The 16,987-nt window shown below is 72.9% G+C and carries 22 protein-coding genes; 12 read left to right on the top strand and 10 right to left on the bottom strand.

Features of this window, described 5'->3' with window-relative positions; translation table 11 throughout:
- Nucleotides 1-110: 110 nt before the first annotated feature.
- The 6 genes from ACQ614_RS34780 to ACQ614_RS34755 all read right to left on the bottom strand — a co-directional run bounded on the left by ACQ614_RS34780 (nt 111) and on the right by ACQ614_RS34755 (nt 4,331).
- A complete protein-coding gene (locus ACQ614_RS34780) occupies nt 111-812 on the bottom strand; it encodes a VOC family protein (RefSeq protein WP_431683098.1) in 702 nt (233 codons plus the stop codon).
- Complete coding sequence (locus ACQ614_RS34775; protein ID WP_431683097.1) at nt 809-2,125, bottom strand: RNA polymerase sigma factor; 1,317 nt, start codon at nt 2,123-2,125, stop codon at nt 809-811. Before ACQ614_RS34775 ends, ACQ614_RS34780 begins: the two co-directional genes overlap by 4 nt.
- Nucleotides 2,122-2,484 carry a YciI family protein gene (locus ACQ614_RS34770; protein WP_431683096.1) on the bottom strand — a complete coding sequence of 121 codons (363 nt, stop codon included), beginning with the start codon at nt 2,482-2,484 and terminating at the stop codon, nt 2,122-2,124. Before ACQ614_RS34770 ends, ACQ614_RS34775 begins: the two co-directional genes overlap by 4 nt.
- A gap of 342 nt (nt 2,485-2,826) precedes the next feature.
- Nucleotides 2,827-3,168 carry an STAS domain-containing protein gene (locus ACQ614_RS34765; protein ID WP_431683095.1) on the bottom strand — a complete coding sequence of 114 codons (342 nt, stop codon included), beginning with the start codon at nt 3,166-3,168 and terminating at the stop codon, nt 2,827-2,829.
- 13 nt (nt 3,169-3,181) lie between these two features.
- The gene (locus ACQ614_RS34760; RefSeq protein ID WP_431683094.1) at nt 3,182-3,583 is read right to left on the bottom strand and encodes an ATP-binding protein; all 402 of its coding nucleotides are present in this window, start codon (nt 3,581-3,583) and stop codon (nt 3,182-3,184) included.
- Between the two features lie 562 nt (nt 3,584-4,145).
- Nucleotides 4,146-4,331 (bottom strand): hypothetical protein, encoded by a 186-nt coding sequence (locus ACQ614_RS34755; RefSeq protein ID WP_431683093.1) that lies wholly within the window; start codon nt 4,329-4,331, stop codon nt 4,146-4,148.
- A gap of 662 nt (nt 4,332-4,993) precedes the next feature.
- Between ACQ614_RS34755 and ACQ614_RS34750 the strand changes: the two genes are divergently transcribed.
- The gene (locus tag ACQ614_RS34750; RefSeq protein ID WP_431683092.1) at nt 4,994-5,350 is read left to right on the top strand and encodes an STAS domain-containing protein; all 357 of its coding nucleotides are present in this window, start codon (nt 4,994-4,996) and stop codon (nt 5,348-5,350) included.
- Nucleotides 5,351-5,365: 15 nt separating this feature from the next.
- Here ACQ614_RS34750 and ACQ614_RS34745 read toward each other — a convergent pair whose 3' ends face one another.
- On the bottom strand, nt 5,366-5,542 hold the full coding sequence (locus ACQ614_RS34745) for a hypothetical protein (RefSeq protein WP_431683091.1): 177 nt from the start codon (nt 5,540-5,542) through the stop codon (nt 5,366-5,368).
- A gap of 109 nt (nt 5,543-5,651) precedes the next feature.
- On the bottom strand, nt 5,652-6,806 hold the full coding sequence (locus tag ACQ614_RS34740) for a carboxylate-amine ligase (protein WP_431683090.1): 1,155 nt from the start codon (nt 6,804-6,806) through the stop codon (nt 5,652-5,654).
- 274 nt (nt 6,807-7,080) lie between these two features.
- On the opposite strand from ACQ614_RS34740, the gene ACQ614_RS34735 reads away from it, so the two are divergent.
- Nucleotides 7,081-7,548: an NUDIX hydrolase gene (locus tag ACQ614_RS34735; protein WP_431683089.1), complete on the top strand. Its 468-nt coding sequence runs from the start codon at nt 7,081-7,083 to the stop codon at nt 7,546-7,548.
- Between the two features lie 20 nt (nt 7,549-7,568).
- On the opposite strand, the gene ACQ614_RS34730 is transcribed toward ACQ614_RS34735, so the two are convergent.
- Nucleotides 7,569-8,147: a helix-turn-helix domain-containing protein gene (locus tag ACQ614_RS34730; protein ID WP_431683088.1), complete on the bottom strand. Its 579-nt coding sequence runs from the start codon at nt 8,145-8,147 to the stop codon at nt 7,569-7,571.
- 117 nt (nt 8,148-8,264) lie between these two features.
- Here ACQ614_RS34730 and ACQ614_RS34725 point away from each other — a divergent pair, with 117 nt between their 5' ends.
- From ACQ614_RS34725 to ACQ614_RS34695, 7 genes are all read left to right on the top strand, one after another.
- Nucleotides 8,265-9,101 carry an EamA family transporter gene (locus tag ACQ614_RS34725; RefSeq protein ID WP_431683087.1) on the top strand — a complete coding sequence of 279 codons (837 nt, stop codon included), beginning with the start codon at nt 8,265-8,267 and terminating at the stop codon, nt 9,099-9,101.
- A gap of 72 nt (nt 9,102-9,173) precedes the next feature.
- The gene (locus tag ACQ614_RS34720) at nt 9,174-9,884 is read left to right on the top strand and encodes a B3/B4 domain-containing protein (protein WP_431683086.1); all 711 of its coding nucleotides are present in this window, start codon (nt 9,174-9,176) and stop codon (nt 9,882-9,884) included.
- A gap of 247 nt (nt 9,885-10,131) precedes the next feature.
- Nucleotides 10,132-10,650 (top strand): toxin-antitoxin system HicB family antitoxin, encoded by a 519-nt coding sequence (locus ACQ614_RS34715; protein WP_431683085.1) that lies wholly within the window; start codon nt 10,132-10,134, stop codon nt 10,648-10,650.
- 83 nt (nt 10,651-10,733) lie between these two features.
- A complete protein-coding gene (locus ACQ614_RS34710) occupies nt 10,734-11,576 on the top strand; it encodes a DUF4097 family beta strand repeat-containing protein (protein ID WP_431683084.1) in 843 nt (280 codons plus the stop codon).
- A gap of 65 nt (nt 11,577-11,641) precedes the next feature.
- Nucleotides 11,642-12,643, top strand: a complete 1,002-nt coding sequence (locus ACQ614_RS34705; RefSeq protein ID WP_431683083.1) for an ATP-binding cassette domain-containing protein — start codon at nt 11,642-11,644, stop codon at nt 12,641-12,643.
- Nucleotides 12,640-13,431 carry an ABC transporter permease gene (locus ACQ614_RS34700; protein ID WP_431683082.1) on the top strand — a complete coding sequence of 264 codons (792 nt, stop codon included), beginning with the start codon at nt 12,640-12,642 and terminating at the stop codon, nt 13,429-13,431. Before ACQ614_RS34705 ends, ACQ614_RS34700 begins: the two co-directional genes overlap by 4 nt.
- Nucleotides 13,432-13,720: 289 nt before the next feature.
- Nucleotides 13,721-13,999, top strand: a complete 279-nt coding sequence (locus ACQ614_RS34695) for a hypothetical protein (protein ID WP_431683081.1) — start codon at nt 13,721-13,723, stop codon at nt 13,997-13,999.
- Nucleotides 14,000-14,029: 30 nt separating this feature from the next.
- Here ACQ614_RS34695 and ACQ614_RS34690 read toward each other — a convergent pair whose 3' ends face one another.
- A complete protein-coding gene (locus ACQ614_RS34690; RefSeq protein ID WP_431683080.1) occupies nt 14,030-14,749 on the bottom strand; it encodes a DUF1775 domain-containing protein in 720 nt (239 codons plus the stop codon).
- Between the two features lie 295 nt (nt 14,750-15,044).
- Between ACQ614_RS34690 and ACQ614_RS34685 the strand changes: the two genes are divergently transcribed.
- From ACQ614_RS34685 to ACQ614_RS34675, 3 genes are all read left to right on the top strand, one after another.
- Nucleotides 15,045-15,758, top strand: a complete 714-nt coding sequence (locus ACQ614_RS34685) for a hypothetical protein (protein ID WP_431683079.1) — start codon at nt 15,045-15,047, stop codon at nt 15,756-15,758.
- 128 nt (nt 15,759-15,886) lie between these two features.
- Complete coding sequence (locus ACQ614_RS34680; RefSeq protein ID WP_431683078.1) at nt 15,887-16,549, top strand: sigma-70 family RNA polymerase sigma factor; 663 nt, start codon at nt 15,887-15,889, stop codon at nt 16,547-16,549.
- A 158-nt stretch (nt 16,550-16,707) separates the two neighbouring features.
- Complete coding sequence (locus ACQ614_RS34675) at nt 16,708-16,923, top strand: heavy-metal-associated domain-containing protein (RefSeq protein WP_431683077.1); 216 nt, start codon at nt 16,708-16,710, stop codon at nt 16,921-16,923.
- Nucleotides 16,924-16,987 lie beyond the last annotated feature (64 nt).

Here is a 16,987-nt window from a genome sequence, read left to right as displayed (position 1 = left end):
TCCTCCCTGCCGCAGCGGCCCCTTGGCAGGCGGAGCGCCTACCCGCACAGGTCGGACCAAACATCCGCGGCCGGCTTCGCCGCGCCACTCGAAAGGAAGAACGCGATCCGCTACTTGCGGACGGGTTCCGGCCCCGTCCAGCCTGCCGCGCCGACGCAGGCCTCGTTGCCCTCGGGGTCGGACAGGACCCAGTGCGACGGGGCGTTCGAGTCGTCGACCAGGCGGCCGCCGGCGGCCACGGCCGCGGCGATCCGTGCCTCGGCCAGGTCGTAGGGCACCCAGACGTCGACGTGGACGCGATTGCGCTGCGGGCGCGGCTCGTCCATCTGCTGGAAGTAGAACGGCGCCCCGCGGCGGTTCGGGTCGATCAGGTCCTCGGCGCTGCCCGCACGGTCCCGGTAGCCGAGCAGTGCGCGCCAGAACGCCACCACGTCGGGGCCGGCGAGGGCGTCGACGGTGACCTGGACGGTCTGCACGGCGGACGGATCGGCCGCGATGCCGAGCTTTCGGGCCGCGGCCGAGATCTGCCGGGCCACCTCCATGTGCCGCGCGGTCAGCCCGTAGTAGTCGTCCGTGACCGTGATCAGACGTACCGTCACACCCTCACCGCGCAGGTCGACATCGGGGTGGTCGCCCCCGAGGCCGGCCAGCTCGCCGATCTCCCGGACGAGTCGGGCACCGGCCGTGAACGACCCGGTACGGAAGTACGCGCACGCGCCCTCACCCAGCACACGCCAGTCCTCGAGACCGGCGGACTCGTGGAACTCCTTGGGCCTGATCCGCCGCTCGGCATCGATCTGAACATCGCTCATCCGGTCAACCTACCGGGTGCCCCGGCTGTGGTGTCCCGGTGCCGGCCGGCAAGGCGTTCGGTCAGGAACTCGCGCTCGGCACCGTTGCCGGTCAACTCCAGCGCTCGGCGGTAGGCGATCGAGGCCTCTTCCCAACGGCCCAGGCGATCCAGCAGGTCCGCCTTGACGGCCGGCAGGTACCGGTATCCCGTGAGGCGGCTGTCCTGCTCCAACTCCGTGACCTCTTCCAGCGCCTTCGCCGGCCCGGAGACCATCGACACCGCCACCGTGCGGTTCAACGCCACCACCGGTGAGGGCCACACGGACAGCAACTCGTCGTACAGGGTGACGATCTGCGGCCAGTCCGTCCGGTCGTAGGACGGTGCCTCGGCGTGGAGCGAGGCGATCGCCGCCTGCAGGAGGTAGCGGCCCGGCCGCCCACCGCGCAGCCCGTCCACGATCAGGTCGTGCCCCTCGGCCATCGCCGAGCGGTCCCAGAGCGATCGGTCCTGGTCCTCCAGGCGCAGCAGGCGGCCGTCGGCGTCGACGCGGGTCGCGCGCCGGGCGTCGGTGACCAGCAGCAGGGCGAGCAGCCCCCGCACCTCCCGCTCGTCCGGCATCAGTTCCCGCAGCATCCTGGCCAGCCGCAGCGACTGCTCCACCAGGTCCTGACGCACCGGCGATGCGCCGGACGGCGCGGTGTGTCCGGTGGTGAACAGCAGATGGATCACGCCGAGCACCGCCCGGAGCCGGTCCGGCAGTTCGGCGGCTCCCGGCAGCCGGAAGGGGATCCGCGCAGCCGAGATCTTCTTCTTCGCCCTGGTCATCCGCGCGGCCAGGGTCGGCTCCGACACCAGAAGCGCCCGCGCGATGTCCGCGGTGGTCACTCCGCACACCAGCCGCAGCGTGAGTGCCAGCTGCGCCTCCTGTGCCAACGCCGGATGGCAGCACATGAAGACGAGCCGCAGCCGCTCGTCGGGCACCACGTCCTCCGGCACCACGTCCTCCGGCGGGACGGCAGCCGCTCCGTCGACGGCGGTCTCGTCGCCCGACCCCTCGGGCTCCACCAGCAGCGGGAGTTTGGAGCGGAGCGTCTGCTCGCGCCGCAACGCGTCCAGTGCACGGCGCTTGGCCGCGGTGGTGAGCCAGGCCGCCGGCTTGTCCGGAATTCCGTCGCGGTCCCAGCTCACCAGGGCCGCGGCGTACGCCTCCTGCACACACTCCTCGGCCAGGTCCAGGTCGCGTGCGACCCGGGCCGTCGCAGCGAGCACCCGGGCCCACCCGCGACGGTGCGCCTCCGCGACCGCCGCCTCGACGTCTTCCGGCGGCGTCATGCCGCAGCGGGCCGATCCGCGACGAAGCCGCCTTCGACGGGTCGCACCTCGACGCCGCCGCCCTGCTGGGCGGCGGGATTGGCCCGGGCGATCTCCAGAGCGGCGTCCAGGTCGGGCGCCTCGATGACCGCGAAGCCGGCGACGACCTCCTTCGCATCGACGAAGGGGCCGTCGGTCACCACGTCACCGCAGATCGAGGTCGCCGTGTACGCAGCGGGCTGCAGCGCGAATGCCGCGACCAGGGAGCCTGACTCCACCATGTCCTCGAAGTGGCGGTCATGGGCCTCCCGTGCCCCGGGAACGAGATCGGCCTCGTCGGCCTGGGCCTTCGCGTAGATGAGGATGGCGTACTGGGCCATTGCGCTGTCCCTCCAGCTGGTCGTTCCTGCCTGACACCTTTACGTCGAACGGCCGGCCCCGAATCGACAGCCCTCCTCGAAATTTCTTCGGCCGATACCCCGCGACGTGACGACCACCCAAGCAGACACCGCGAAACCGACTGAAGACCGGCCCCTCGCCGGTTCGCCGCAGGACGCACAGTCGGCCCCGACCACAGTCACACCGGGTTGACTGAACATCAGCCCGTTGACGGGAACGGTCGGCAGCTCCGAACACCGGCGGTTGCGCCCGCACCGGCAGACGTCGAGGGGCGGCAGCGACCGGTCGCCCCTCGACGCGGATGGCGCGTGGGCCGGTGCGGATCAGGCGAAGCTGGCGACGGCCTCGGGCTCGTCGTCGTAGATCTCGAAGACGGTGATCAGCTGGGTGATGTGCAGCAGGTCGTGGAGTTTCGGCGACGGCTTGAGCAGCTTGAGCCTGCCGCCCTGGTGGCTGGTGGTGGTGTAGGAGGAGACGAGCTCGCCGATCCCGCTGCTGTCGACGGTGGTGACGTTCTCCAGGTTGAGCACGATGTTCTTGGAGCCGTCCGAGAGCGCGCGGCGCACGTTCTCGCGCAGGACGTAGTCGCCCTCGCCGATGGTGAGCCGGCCAGTGATGTCGAGGATGGTCACTTCCCCGTTCTGGCGGGTGGTGATCTGGGTCATGCGGTATCAGTCCTCACGCGATCAGGTTGAGCACCAGGACCAGGTCGGTCCCCGGCGGGTCGTCGCGGCGCACCGTCTCGTAGCCGTCGGCGAGACGGCCGATCATGATCAGACCGCGGCCGGAGGGCTTCAGGCTGGGTCCGTCGGACGGCTCCGGGGGCGTGAAACCCTCGCCCTCGTCGCCGACCGTCACGTACAGCCGGCCGTCCCGTCGTTCCCAGCTCAGCCGGACGCGCTTGGCCGGGTCCTGCCGGTTGCCGTGGAGGACCGCGTTGGCGGCGGCCTCGTGCACGGCGAGCCCGAGCCGGTACTGCTCGTCCTCGCCCAGCCCGCAGGCCTCGCACACCTCCGCCACCCACGCCTCGGCGGCCGCCACGCTCGCCACCTCGGACGGTAACTCCAGTACCTCCGGCACGGCTTGACCCCCGGCTCGCCCGTGCACCGTCAACGACCACGGTGAGCCTATGGCGATGGCGCGGGGATGCCGTGGACGGCGCGGCCCCCTTCACTCGATCGTGTGCGACCAGGCCGTCACCCGACCGGTGCTCGCCCTGAAAAGGCTCGCTGGTCCCCGCTCTCCTCACTCGGGCTCCGTCACTGCGGCCGGCCGCCGGCGCGCAGCCCACCACTGGGCGATCCGTGCCCGCGGTCGGTTCTCGACACATCGCGCACGGGCACCACCGGCGAGCCGCGGTCAACCGCGCCGTGCGTGCCGCGCGACCCGGCCCCGGCGGTGCCGTACCCCGGCCCCGGCGCCACGGTGCCGGGCGGCTTCGCCGCGGTCAGTGGCCGCGAGCACCGCAGCCAGGACGAGCGGAACCAGCAGCAGAACCATGGCCGTGCTCACGGGAGCCTCCATCCCGAACCGGTTTCGTCCGACGGCCGACCGCCTGCCCCGCCGGCCCTCGATCATGCGCCCTCCACCGGTCCGGGCCCACCACCGGTGGGACCGGCCTTCGCCCGGCAAGCCGTCCCGCTCAGGCGTCCGGATGGGCTTCCGTCTTGAGCGACCAGGAGCCGCCCGTACAGCCGGCCGGCAGCGGCGGGAAACGGTGCCCCTTCACATCGGTGCTCCAGTGGTGCCCGGCGCCGCAGTCGCACTCGTAGATCCCGCTGGCGGGCACGATCTCACCGGGGTGCCACGATGTCTTCTCCTCGTCCATAACCCCGGTTTACGACAGTGCCGCCGACACCGCGAACGCGGGCACGGCGAGACCTGGTGATCACGGTGCCACGGGCCCGATCAGTCAGCGGTCACTTCGCCGGTACGGAAGCCGACGCCGCCTTTCGACCTGAGCCGAGCACCCGGCTGCATCCAGCTGCATCCGGCGGGCAGGGGCCCTGCCGCGCGCGGTCCATGGCGCCCTCGAGGTTCGCGGCGAGGAAGCGCTCGGCGAGGCGCCGGAGCCGAGTGCGGCTGTCGCTCGGCAGGTGCGGCCGGTTCACTGTCATGGTGTCCTTCCCTGGCGCCGCCTCCGGGTGGGGTGGGGTGGGATCGGCAGCGGTTCCCGAGGCCGCTCGGACCTCGCCCCACCGGCCCGTCTGCTCCGGCGTGCCGGACGCATGCGCGCGATGCCCTGCGCTCCACCCGTTCGGCGCAGTCTCCGGCATCCCCGGCCCGGAGCGCTGCGGCGCCGGGCATCCCGGCCCCGGCACGGTGGTTTCCGGCCGGAGGCGGCCGATCCCGGCGGAGTGGAGCGCGCTCTTCCCCGGGCCCGCGACGGACGGGCATCCGGGGCGGCGTGTTCTGCCGCCGGAACCCGTTCCACGGGCTTCACTGGCCTGGTTCGTGTTGCTGATCGAGCCGGAGGTGCGTGTGGAAGGGTTGCGGCAACCGTGGGCAGCGGCGGGCTCGGGCGGGGCGGCGGTCGTCGGCGCGAGCGGCTCCCTCGACGTCGTCCAGGCCCGGCAGATCGGCGCCGCCGCACGTGACCGCGCGGCCGACGGAGCCGTCGGAGTCGTGCTGGACCTCACCGGGACCACGTTCGCGGACGAGATCGGCGTACTGACCCTGGCCGAGGAGGTGCTCGTGCTGACCGGAGCCGGCCTGCCGATGGCGCTGTGCGGGATGCAGCCCCACCTCGAGGAACGCCTCCACCGCGCGGGGGTCAGCCGACAGGCCGCCGTCTGCGACACCCTGGCGGACGCCCACCGGCTCATCGCCGCTGCCGTGGAGGCCTGACGGCCCCGACCGCGGTCAGTCGGGCGACCTGCCCAGTCCGAGGACGTCCAGCAGCATCCGAAGGTCCTCACCGTCATGCGCGTGCGCCGCGACCACCGTACGGGCCCGCGTCGCGGCCTCGTCGTCGACACCGGCGTCGGCCCGCTCGACGATGTCGGCGAGCGTGGCGAGGTCTCGGTTCTCTCCCGTCATCCCCGCCACCTCCTTCCCGATCGGATCGTTGACGAACGGTCCAGCGTACTGCCGACCGGTCGGCTGCGGCCGATGCGCCCGTCCGCCGGACCCGCTCCCCCGCACCCGGCTACAGGGCGGGAAGCGTGACGACGGCGCGGGACGGCGTGAGCTGGGCGGTCACACGGGCGAGGTGGTCGACGACGGCGGGCAGCGACCGGCGGCGGACGAAGGTGGCGCGCTGCCCGGCGGCGCCGGTGCCGCGGGCCAGCAGTTTCCCCGCCAGCGCCCGCGCAAGGTGCAGGTCCCCGGCCCGGTCCAGACCGGGCGCAGCCCGCTCGAGCAACGCGTCCAGGGCCGCAGGGGCCGACACGGCCCGGCCCGTGACCGGATGGCGCCCGCTCCCGGTCAGGCCGACGGCGGCTGCCCGGGCGTGCGCCGTACGGAGCACACCCGTGGACACGGCGGGCGGCGGAAGCCCCACACGGTGCTCCTCGAGCAGGACCAGCGCGAGCCCGCGCAGGACGACGGCCAGGAACACCGAGGCGTCGACGTCGGCGTTCGCGTCCGCGACCCGCACCTCCAGCGCGGGCACCTCTTCGGACGGCCGGGTCAGCCACTGGATCATCCTGCGGTCGAGGACCACCCGGTCGGCGACCAGTCTCCCGGCCGTCCGTTCGTAGCCCTCCGCGTCCAGCAGCGGCGCCGGCCCGCTCGCCGGCCAGGCCAGGCGGCGGGCCCACCCCGTACTGGCCGCACCGGTGTCCTCCCCCTCGCAGAACGGGGAGTTGACGCAGGCGGCCTGAAGGGCGGGCAGCCACGGCCGCAGGTGCGCCGAGAGCGCCAGGGCGTCGCTCCGCGCCAGGTCACCGAGGTGGACGTGGCAACCGCACAGCTCGCCGCCCGCCTGGTCCCACACGTCGTGGCCGACATGCGCCGCCGCCCGCCCGAAGCGTTCCGTCGCGGTGACCGACAGCGGATGGCGGCTCGGCAGCACCGGGGTACCGGAAGCCACCAGCAGACAACCCGCTCGGGCTGCGGCGTGCACCAGCGCACGGCGCATCGCCACCAGTTCCGCCCTCAGCTCGCCGGCCGTCGCAACCGGCCGCGTGCACGCCCCCACCTGCGTCTGCAGGAACGCAGACCGTACGCGTTCCCCGAGCACCCTGGCGGCATCCCGGACCACCGTCCCCGCCCTCGGCACCGTCGCACGCGTGGCCCGGTCGGCAAGCAGGAACTCCTCCTCCACCTCCACCCGCAGCACCCCCGCAGCCGGCGCATTCATCGCACACCCCCGCAACCCGCGGCGGCACACGGGGACATCGCCGGCTCCCGGATTCCAGTCATCCCTGCCTCACCCCGAAGTCTCACCCCGAACCCCTCGGTCAGGACGGAGTCCCCACAAGCGCCTACCCGTCCACCACCGCTCAATCGGCCGACAGGAACTGCACGGCGGTGGGCCGGGGGCGCGCCCGGCGACGAATGGACGGCGACCTCCGTCGGGCCGGTAGAACTGTGGGGTCGCGGCCGCGACGTGTGGACGATGCCGGAGGTGGAGCATGCCGAGGCGTGACTACGAGAACGACCCGAGCGCCCCGAAGGCGAACAGCCTGGTACCGGCCGCGTCCGTGGTCGTGGCGGACGACAGCGGGCGGATCCTCCTGCAGCGCCGCACCGACAACGGGATGTGGGCACTCCCCGGCGGCACCATGGAGATCGGCGAATCGATCGCCGGGTGCGGAATCCGGGAGACCCTCGAGGAGACCGGGATCGACATCGAGATCACGGGCATCGTGGGCACCTACACCGACCCCGGCCACGTGATGGCGTACGACGACGGCGAGGTCCGGCAGGAGTTCTCCGTCTGCCTGCTCGGCCGGCCCCTCGGCGGGCAGCTCCGCACCAGCGACGAGTCCACCCGGGTCGCCTGGTTCACCCCCGCGGAGATCGACGGGCTCCCGATGGTGCCGAGCATCCGCAAGCGCGTGGACGACTGGCTCGCCGGCCGGTTTCCCGTCGTCCGCTGACCGCTGCCGCCGGGGGCGGGTCAGGCTGCGGGGCCGGGCGGCAGGTGGACGGTCATGATCAGGTGGCAGCTTCCGGTACCCGCTCCGCGGTAGGTGTGCGGGGTGTCGCCGTCGAAGGTGGCGGTCTGGCCGGCCTCGACGGGGTGCTCGGTGCCGTCGACGACCAGGGTCATCCGGCCGGACGTGACGCTGACGGTCTCCACCACCCCGGCCTGGTGGGGGTGGCTGGGGTACTCCTCGCCCGGCTCCAGGCGCCAGCGCCACACCTCGACCGGGGCCGGGCCCGAGGTCGTCAGCATCAGCCGGGCCTCACTGCCGCGCTCGCCGGTCCACAGCGGTTCCACGGCGTCGGCTGCCACGATGCGGACCCTGCCCTCGGGCCGTCCCTGCATCAGGGCGGACACCGAGATGCCGAGGGTGTCGGCGAGGCGGACCAGGGTGGCCAGGTTGGGGTTGCCCTGGGCCTTCTCCAGTGCGACGAGCGCGCCCTTGCTGACCTGGGCGCGCCGGCCGAGCTCGTCCAGGGTCAGCCCGGCGCGGAGACGGGCCGCCCGGACGTTGTGCGCGACCGCGCGCAGGGCGTCGGCTGCCTCGGCCACCTGGTCACCTCTCCTTTCCCGCGGTTCACTGAAATGACCACCCGGTCGGTCCATTGGCCTGAGCCGGTCGATCCGTTGTACGTTGTGGTCGTTCCACTGAATGGTAAGGGATGCACCGTGATCGCTCTGCTGCTCGCCCTCGGCAGCTCACTCGCCTACGGATGCGCCGACTTCCTCGGCGGCCTCGGCGCCCGCAAGGCCCACGTGCTGCGCACCGTCCTGATCGCCGCCCCGGCCTCGCTCGCCGTCGAACTGCTCCTGTGGCCGGTGCTCGGCGCCTCGTTCGACGCGGGGGCGGTCGGCTGGGGCGCCGCCTCCGGTGTCGCCTCGGCCGCCGCGTTCGCGCTGCTCTACCGCACCCTGGCCATCGGCCCCATGAACGTGCTGTCGCCCGTGACCGCGCTGGTGTCCGCCGCACTGCCCGTCGCAGTGGGCCTGCTCCAGGGCGAGCAGCCGACCGCCGCCGGACTCGTCGGCCTGCCGCTCGCCCTGACGGCGGTCGTACTGGTCAGCGCCGGACCCGGCAGCGGCCCGGCGCGCCCCTCCCGCACCGCACTGCTGCTGGCCTTCGGCGCGGGCGCTGCCATCGCCCTCCAGCTGGTCTTCCTCCACCAGGCGCCGACCGACAGCGGCGTCGCCCCGCTGATCGTGGGACGGGCGGTCTCCTCGGCGGTCACCCTGGCCGCGGCGGGCCTGCTGCGCCGCAGACTGGGCGACGAGCGGCCCGCGTACGCGATCTCGGCGGCCGCGGGCGTGCTGGACGCCCTGGCGAACCTGCTGTTCCTGCTCGCCGTCCGCAGCGGAGACCTCACCGTCGTCGCCGTGGTCACCGCCCTCTACCCCGCCGGCACCGTCCTGCTCGCCCGTGCGGTGCTCGGCGAACGCATCCACCGCGGCCAACTCGCCGGACTGGGCGTCGCCGCGGCCGCCGTCAGCCTCCTCGCCCTGGCCTGATTCGACCGCCTGAGCGACCGAGCACCGTCCCGCACCGGCCGCACACCCCGGACACACGAAAGGGAGCCGCTCATGCCCGCCTTCAGCCTCGATCCCGCCGTCGCGGACGCCTTCCCCGACACCCTCGTCGCGCTCGTCACCGCCACGGGCCTGCGCGGACGCGAAGCCTGGCCCGCCACCACCGCCGCCCTCGAGGACCTGGAGCAGCAGCTCGCCGACGGGGCCTGGCACCCCGCGGACGAATCCCACCCCCGCATCGAGGCCTGGCACACCGCCTACCGCTCCTTCGGCACCAACCCCCGGCGCACACGTCCGAGCGTGGACGCGCTCGGCCGACGCCTCGCCAAGCGGGGCGCCCTGCCGCGCATCAACCCGGCCGTCGACTCCTACAACGCCGTCTCCGTCCGGCACGGCCTGCCCGCCGGCGCCTTCGACCTGGACCACGTCACGGGCGATGTCGCCGTCCGCCACGCGGACGGCACCGAGTCCTTCACTCCGCTCGGCGAGCCCGACACCGTAGAGCACCCCAGGCCCGGCGAGATCGTCTACGCGGACACCGCCGGCGTCCTGACCCGGCACTGGAACCACCGCGACGCCCACCGCACCCGCGTCACCGAGGGTTCCGAGCACGTCGTCTTCATCCTCGAGACCCTCCACGCCACCCGTGACGGCGCCCTTCTCGAGGCCGCCGCCGACGAGCTCCGGGGGCTGCTCTCCCCGCATGCCGACCGGACCGCCGTCCACCACCTCGGCCGAGGACAGCTGCGGGCCGCCGTCGTGTGACGGCCCGCGGCCGGCCGGGCAGGGCCGGCCACCGCCCGGATGGCGCCACATGGCGCCGGGTGGCACCACGTGGTGCCACCCGGCGCCGTTCTGCACCCACAGGGGCACGGGAACACCGATGGCGCCACCATGAATCAGGGCAACGCCTCCGCATTTCCCCAGGTCGGGGCGGCCACGACCGACCACATCCCCTGGATGGCACCACCAGGGCTTGCGCATGGCGCCATGATGGTGCCACTATGGCGTCATGGACCTCACTCCGTATGTCGACACCCTGCGTCGCGAACTCGCGGTGGCCGCCGAAGCCGGCGGGGAAGATGCCCGCGCGCTGGCCGAGCGGCTCACCGCCCCGCTGGAGTCGGCAACCCGGCTGACCATGCTCAATGTGCTCTCCGCCGCGATGGACGAGGTCACCCGCGAGCTCGCCCCCGGCTCGGTCGACGTACGGCTGCGCGGGCTGGACCCGGACTTCGTGGTGACGCTGCCGCCCGTCGGCAGCGGCCCCGCGGAGGCGGCCGACCGGCCCGTCGAACCGCTCGTCGCCCAGACGCCCGCCGACAGCGACGAGGGCGGCACCGCCCGCGTGAACCTGCGCCTGCCGGCCCACCTCAAGGCCCGCGCCGAGGAGGCCGCGAACCGCGAGGGCCTGTCGGTCAATGCGTGGCTGGTGCGGGCCGTGTCGGCCGCGGTCGAGGGCGGCACGCAGCCGCGAGCGACACAGAAGACCCGGACTGTCGGGCAGAGCTTCACGGGCTGGGTGCGCTAGCGCCCGCCCGCCGGTACCACTTCACTCACCCACCACGTCCCACAGGCGAAAACGCCACCGGGACCCAGGAGGACGGTACAGCCATGCCTTCTTTCGACACCCCCGAACCGATTTCCGCCAACACCCTCGTGGCCGCCGGCTCCGTGCGCTTCACCGCGGGCGACCGCCCCGACACGGTCGTCGAGGTGCGACCCCGCGACCCCGGGAAGGACAGGGATGTGCGGGCGGCCGAGCAGACCGAGGTCACGTGCGCGGGCGGCATCCTGACCGTCAAGACGAAGCAGCGCACCCTGGTCGGGCCCAGCGGGGCCGTCGACGTGACGGTCGAACTCCCCACCGGCTCACGCGTCGACGTGACCGGCTCCTGGACCCAGGTGGTCGGCGAGGGCCGGCTCGGCGAGGTCCGGGTGAAGACCTCGTCCGGCGACGTCCGCCTCGACACGACCGGGCCGCTCCACCTGACCGCCTCGCACGGCTCGATCACCGTCGACCGGATCGAGGGCACGGCCGACATCACCACCAGCTCCGGCAGCGTGCGCGTCGGCACCGTCGACGGCCCCGCCGTCCTGAAGAACTCGCACGGCACCACGACCGTCGGCACCGCCTTCGGTGACCTGCGGGTGAGCGGCGCCAACGGCGACATCGACATCGCGCGCGCCGAGAGTTCGGTCACCGCCACCACCGCCCACGGCACCCTGCGGGTCGCCGAGGTCGCCGGCGGCACCGTCCAGCTGGAGACCGCCTACGGCGCCATCGAGGTCGGCATCCGCGCGGGCACCGCCGCCTGGCTTGACGTCAGCTCCGAACGCGGGCAGGTGCGCAACACCCTCACCGACTCCGCCCCGCCGGAGCAGGCCGAGGACACCGTCGAGGTCCGCGCCCGGACCCGCTGGGGCAACATCGACGTGCGCCGCGCCAAGTCCTGACCCGGGCAGGGACGTCCTCGCCCCGCCCGCTCCCCAGTATCTCCAGCCTTCGAACGGGAGGGCACATGCCTTCATCTGTCATGCCCACGCCCAGGGTGGACGGCGCTCCGCAGCCGCCCGCCGCCGTCTCCGCCGTCGGCCTGCGCAAGTCCTACGGCGACAAGGCCGTGCTCGACGGCATCGATCTGTACATCCCGGCCAGGTCCGTGTTCGCGCTGCTCGGGCCCAACGGCGCCGGCAAGACCACCACCGTGCAGATCCTCTCCACGCTCATCGCCGCCGACGCCGGACAGGCCCAGGTCGCGGGCCACGACCTCACCGCCGACCCGCAGGCCGTACGTGCTTCGATCGGCGTCACCGGGCAGTTCTCCGCCGTCGACGGCCTGATCACCGGCGAGGAGAACATGCTCCTCATGGCGGACCTGCACCACCTGCCCAAGCGCGAGGGCCGTCGCGTCACCGCCGAACTGCTGGAGCGCTTCGACCTGGTCGATGCCGCGAAGAAGCCCGCCTCCACCTACTCCGGCGGCATGAAGCGCCGCCTCGACATCGCCATGACCCTGGTCGGCAGCCCGCGGATCATCTTCCTCGACGAACCGACCACCGGCCTCGACCCGCGCAGCCGCCACACCATGTGGCAGATCGTCCGCGAACTCGTCACGGACGGTGCCACCGTCCTCCTCACCACCCAGTACCTCGAGGAGGCCGACGAACTCGCCGACCGGATCGCCGTGCTCAACGACGGCAGGATCGTGGCCGAGGGCACCGCCGAGGAACTGAAGCGGCTCGTCCCCGGCGGACACGTCCGGCTCCGGTTCACCGATCCGGCCGCCTACCGGAACGCCGCCACCGCTCTGCACGAGGCCGCCCGGGACGACTCGTCCCTCGCGCTGCAGATCCCCAGCGGCGGCAGCCAGCGCGAACTGCGCACCGTCCTCGACCGGCTGGACTCGGCCGGCATCGAGGCCGACGAACTCACCGTGCACACCCCCGACCTCGACGACGTCTTCTTCGCCCTGACCGGCGGCGCCGTCATCCCCAACCAGTCCACGGAGGCTGCCCGATGAGCTCCCTCGCCCTCGCCGTCCGCGACTCGTCCACCATGCTGCGCCGCAACCTGCTGCACGCCAGGCGGTACCCGTCGCTCACGCTGAACCTGCTGCTCACCCCGATCATGCTGCTGCTGCTCTTCGTCTACATCTTCGGCGACACCATGAGCGCGGGCATCGGCGGCGGCGGTGCCGATCGCTCCGAGTACATCGCCTACCTCGTCCCGGGCATCCTGCTGCTGACCATCGGCGGCACCACGATCGGCACCGCCGTGTCCGTTGCCAACGACATGACCGAGGGCATCATCGCCCGCTTCCGCACCATGGCGATCCACCGCGGCTCCGTGCTCGTCGGACACGTCGTCGGCAGCGTGCTGCAGGCGGTCGCCAGCGTGGTCCTGGTCGGCGCCGTCGCCGTCGCCATCGGCTTCCGCTCCGAGGACGCCACCGCCCTGGAGTGGCTGGCGGCGCTCGGACTGCTGACGCTGGTCGCCCTGTCGCTCACCTGGATCGCCGTCGGCATGGGCCTGGTCAGCCCGAACGCCGAGGCCGCAAGCAACAACGCCATGCCACTGATGATCCTGCCGCTCCTCTCCAGCGCCTTCGTCCCGGTCGACACGATGCCGGGCTGGTTCCAGCCGGTCGCCGAGTACCAGCCCTTCACACCCGCCATCGAGACCCTGCGCGGCCTGCTCCTCGGCACCGAGATCGGCCACAACTGGTGGATCGCGATCGCCTGGTGCCTGGGCCTCACCGTCCTCGGATACCGCTGGTCGAAGGCAGTGTTCACCCGCGACCCGAAGTAATCCCACGGACCGCGACCCCACCCCGTCCCGCCCGAGGGCGGCGTACCCCGACACCGCGTCGGCGTACGCCGCTCGTCGGCGTTCTCCGAGTGGCGTCGGCTTCAAGGCTGCGAGATCATGACAGTTGGGTGACAAACCCCTCGAGCACAGCGGCCCGACCCCCTTCGGTGAACCTCGGTCGCGTGCGGACGTCACGATTCACCTCATTCCTCGGCGCCTTCGAACACGGCACGCCGATCCTTCGCGTCGAGATGACCCGATATGCGGCATGGCATTTTTGGAGTGAAGCATGGAGCTCCGGACCGATTACACGGACGATCAGAGGAAAGCGATCGACGAAGTCAAGGCCGAGCTGGAGGAGCTGATCACGGCACAGATCCAACAGGCCCACGCGGACGCACGGAACAAGCTGTCGGCTCGGGGTGTGCATCTCGACCCCGACGGCACCTACTGCTTGAACTGCCTGGATTCGCCGACTCCTTGCAACCAGTACCGCCACGGCCCCATGGGACTGTGCAAGAAGCACACCTGTCGTCACTTCCTGCTTGATCACAACATGCCGATGTAGAGGGATCCGGTCACCGTTGCCGGGGCACGGTCAGCCCGTGGTGTTCCGGTGGCTCCGGCGCCACCACCAGGCGCCGGCGGCGGCGATGGCCACGACCGCTGCGGCGACGGCGATGGCGGCGCCGGTGGAGTTGCCGCTGTCGGTGGTGGACGCCGGGGCGGAGGACGTGGGGGTGGCCTGCGGGGTGGTCGCGGTTGCCGAGGCGGTCGGGGTGGCGGGCGCGGGGCTGGCAGCGGTCGGCGAGGCGGGGATCGGGGTGGCTCCGGGCGCGGCGGGGGCGAGTTCGAGGACGGGCGCGGGGTGCTCCGGCGTCGCGCCGTTCTGCGGCAGCTCGATCCAGCGGTCGATCCGGCCGTCGCTGTAGGTCTCCAGGGTCTTGAAGACCAGTTCCTTGCTGTTCGGGAGCTGCCGGACGGTGATCTTGTGGACGGCGTCCTGGCCCGGGGCGAGCGCCGGGCCGCCGACGGTGTAGCCGTCGGCGGTGGCGGTGAAGGTCCATCCCTGCGGTGCCTGTGCCAGGGTGACGTCCGAAGGGGTGATTCCCTCGGGCAGGACGACCTGGACCTTGGCGATGCCCGCGGACTGCGACTCCGCCTCGCCGGTGAAGGTGACCACGGCGTCGGTGGCCAGCGCCTGGGCCGGCTGTGCCCGGACCTCGACGTGGGCGAAGGCGGGCGCCGCAAGGGTGAGCGATCCCGCTGCGAAGGCCGTGATCGCGGCGGCACGGCCGAGGATGCGAGAGGCGTTCATGAGGCGCGTGCTCCCCTGTCGGGCGGCCTCCGGCCCGGGCGGGCGGCGGCGGTCGGCGCCCGGCCGACCGCGTCCATCATGCACGATCCGACGGGCCCGTCGGCACACCTCCGATCTGAGGAAATGTCACGGGAACCGGCGGGGTCGCGGCAACGACTACCTGAGTCGGGCCCGCGTTCCGTGCCTGCGCAGACGCTCCCGGCGGACTTTGATCGGACGTGTCAATGACGATCCGTCAGTGCTTCCGGCACGTGGGGTCGAGTGCAACGATGGGCCGGCCGGGACAACGGGGGGCATGATGCGCACGGGACGGGCGACGCTGTTCGCAGCCGTCTGCGTGCTGCTCGCGGCCCTCGGCCATGTGCTGATGTCCGGCACGTCGGTGCCGTGGTGGGCGCTGGGCGCGGCGTTCGCCGGAACGGCGGGCGGCGCCTGGTGGCTCGCGGACCGCGAACGCGGGCCGGCCTTGGTGACCGGGCTGACGGTGGGCGTCCAGACGGTGCTGCACCTCCTGTTCTCGCTGGGTCAGGCCGCCGGCTCCGACCCCGGCGGGGCGGTCCACTTTGTCGGGTCCACGGGCCCCGGTGCCGCGCCGTCCGGCGACGGCCTGACCGTCGAACCGGTCGACATGGTGGACATGGCCGGCATGCACATGGGCATGGCGGGCATGGGTTCCCATCTGCACGCCCACGCGCACCAGGCGGTCACGGCCGCGGACGTGACCCCGCACCAGGGCGGGGGCACGGTCGGCATGCTGGTGGCGCACCTGCTCGCGGCGCTGCTGACGGGCCTGTGGCTCGCGGCCGGCGAGCGCACCGTGTTCCGGCTGCTCCGCACGGCCGCACTCCGTCTGCTCGCGCCGCTGCTGCTCCTGCTGCGGGTGGCCTGCCCGCCGTACCGGCCCGCCCTGCGCCCCCGGCGCTTCGGCTCGCCGCGGCGCCCGCGGCAGTTGCTGCTCGTCCACGCCCTCACTTCTCGGGGTCCGCCCGTGGGAGCCGCCGCCGGCTGAACCGGCGGATCTCCCCGGGTCGCGTCCGCCGACACCGTGCCCAGCGGGTGCGGTGGCACCGGCGCGCGCCCGGACGAAGCCTCGCGGCCCGGTGGCCGCCCCCAACTTCCCGAGAAGGACCTCTGGCGATGACTGCTGCCCCGACACGCCCGCGTTCCGCCCGATGTCGGACGCTCCGCGACGACGCGACCGTCACCGCGTGGGCGCTCGCCGCCCGCGACGGCGATCCTGCCGCGGTGGAACGGTTCGTCCGCGCCACCCGGCAGGACGTGTGCCGGTACGTGGCCTACCTGAGCGGTGAGCCGCAGGCCGCGGACGACCTGACACAGGACACCTATGTGCGGGCGCTGCGCAGCCTGCCGCGGTTCGAGGGCCGCTCGTCGGCGCGCACCTGGCTGCTGTCGATCGCGCGCCGCACGGTGGCCGACCGGTTCCGCTTCGCGGCCGCCCGCCCCCGGCTGCTGGACACCGACGACTGGCAGGCGGCCGCCGAGAGCGCGCAGGAGTGCGCGGTGCCCGGTTTCGAGGAGGGTGTGGCGCTGGCCGACCTGCTGACCGCGCTGCCGGCGGAGCGCAGGGACGCCTTCGTGCTGACCACCGTGGTCGGCCTGCCGTACGAGGAGGCCGCCGAGATGACGGGGTGTCCGATCGGCACCGTCCGCTCACGGGTGTCGCGGGCCCGCACCGCCCTGGTCGCCCTGCTGGCGGCCGCCGAACACCAGGGGGCGGCGGGGCCTGTCGGCCGTGTGCCCCGTCGGCCCGTCCCGGTCCCGGTCGGCTGCGCGGCCTGATCGGTTCCCCGGTCCACTCGAAAGCGGCACGGGACGGCGTGTCCCTGTGGCGTTGCGGGTGGTCTGCGCTGTCCTGGTCGGCAGCCGGGCGGACGTGCCCCTGCGGGCGGCCTGCCGCCGACCCTGTCCTGTCGATCCATCCACGAGGAGGAATCCGTATGTCCGTCACCATCGGCTTCGCTGTCGAGGGCATGAGCTGCGGCCACTGCGAGAAGACGGTGAGCGCCGAGCTGTCGGGAGTTCCCGGGGTCACCGGTGTGACCGCCGATGCCAGGGCCGGCCGGGTCGCCGTCTCCGCGGAGCACGCGCTCGACGAGGAGCTGGTCCGCAAGGCCGTCGACGAGGCCGGCTTCACGCTCGTCGGCCGGGTCTGAGACCGCCGGATCCGAAGGGTCCGGGAACTCGCTGCGGCCCGGCTCCGACTGCTGAGGTGTGGAA

It is taken from the genome of Kitasatospora dryopteridis, from assembly GCF_050749075.1.
In the GTDB taxonomy this organism is placed as follows: domain Bacteria; phylum Actinomycetota; class Actinomycetes; order Streptomycetales; family Streptomycetaceae; genus Kitasatospora.
This window is presented reverse-complemented; position numbering and strand designations above follow the sequence as displayed.

Bases quoted from the DNA above. Each gene is read 5' to 3' on its own strand.
- ACQ614_RS34780 (WP_431683098.1), bottom strand. From the start codon at position 812: ATGAGCGATGTTCAGATCGATGCCGAGCGGCGGATCAGGCCCAAGGAG.
- ACQ614_RS34775 (WP_431683097.1), bottom strand. From the start codon at position 2,125: ATGACGCCGCCGGAAGACGTCGAGGCGGCGGTCGCGGAGGCGCACCGT.
- ACQ614_RS34770 (WP_431683096.1), bottom strand. From the start codon at position 2,484: ATGGCCCAGTACGCCATCCTCATCTACGCGAAGGCCCAGGCCGACGAG.
- ACQ614_RS34765 (WP_431683095.1), bottom strand. From the start codon at position 3,168: ATGACCCAGATCACCACCCGCCAGAACGGGGAAGTGACCATCCTCGAC.
- ACQ614_RS34755 (WP_431683093.1), bottom strand. From the start codon at position 4,331: ATGGACGAGGAGAAGACATCGTGGCACCCCGGTGAGATCGTGCCCGCC.
- ACQ614_RS34745 (WP_431683091.1), bottom strand. From the start codon at position 5,542: ATGACGGGAGAGAACCGAGACCTCGCCACGCTCGCCGACATCGTCGAG.
- ACQ614_RS34740 (WP_431683090.1), bottom strand. From the start codon at position 6,806: ATGAATGCGCCGGCTGCGGGGGTGCTGCGGGTGGAGGTGGAGGAGGAG.
- ACQ614_RS34735 (WP_431683089.1), top strand. From the start codon at position 7,081: ATGCCGAGGCGTGACTACGAGAACGACCCGAGCGCCCCGAAGGCGAAC.
- ACQ614_RS34720 (WP_431683086.1), top strand. From the start codon at position 9,174: ATGCCCGCCTTCAGCCTCGATCCCGCCGTCGCGGACGCCTTCCCCGAC.
- ACQ614_RS34715 (WP_431683085.1), top strand. From the start codon at position 10,132: ATGGACCTCACTCCGTATGTCGACACCCTGCGTCGCGAACTCGCGGTG.
- ACQ614_RS34710 (WP_431683084.1), top strand. From the start codon at position 10,734: ATGCCTTCTTTCGACACCCCCGAACCGATTTCCGCCAACACCCTCGTG.
- ACQ614_RS34705 (WP_431683083.1), top strand. From the start codon at position 11,642: ATGCCTTCATCTGTCATGCCCACGCCCAGGGTGGACGGCGCTCCGCAG.
- ACQ614_RS34700 (WP_431683082.1), top strand. From the start codon at position 12,640: ATGAGCTCCCTCGCCCTCGCCGTCCGCGACTCGTCCACCATGCTGCGC.
- ACQ614_RS34695 (WP_431683081.1), top strand. From the start codon at position 13,721: ATGGAGCTCCGGACCGATTACACGGACGATCAGAGGAAAGCGATCGAC.
- ACQ614_RS34690 (WP_431683080.1), bottom strand. From the start codon at position 14,749: ATGAACGCCTCTCGCATCCTCGGCCGTGCCGCCGCGATCACGGCCTTC.
- ACQ614_RS34685 (WP_431683079.1), top strand. From the start codon at position 15,045: ATGATGCGCACGGGACGGGCGACGCTGTTCGCAGCCGTCTGCGTGCTG.
- ACQ614_RS34680 (WP_431683078.1), top strand. From the start codon at position 15,887: ATGACTGCTGCCCCGACACGCCCGCGTTCCGCCCGATGTCGGACGCTC.
- ACQ614_RS34675 (WP_431683077.1), top strand. From the start codon at position 16,708: ATGTCCGTCACCATCGGCTTCGCTGTCGAGGGCATGAGCTGCGGCCAC.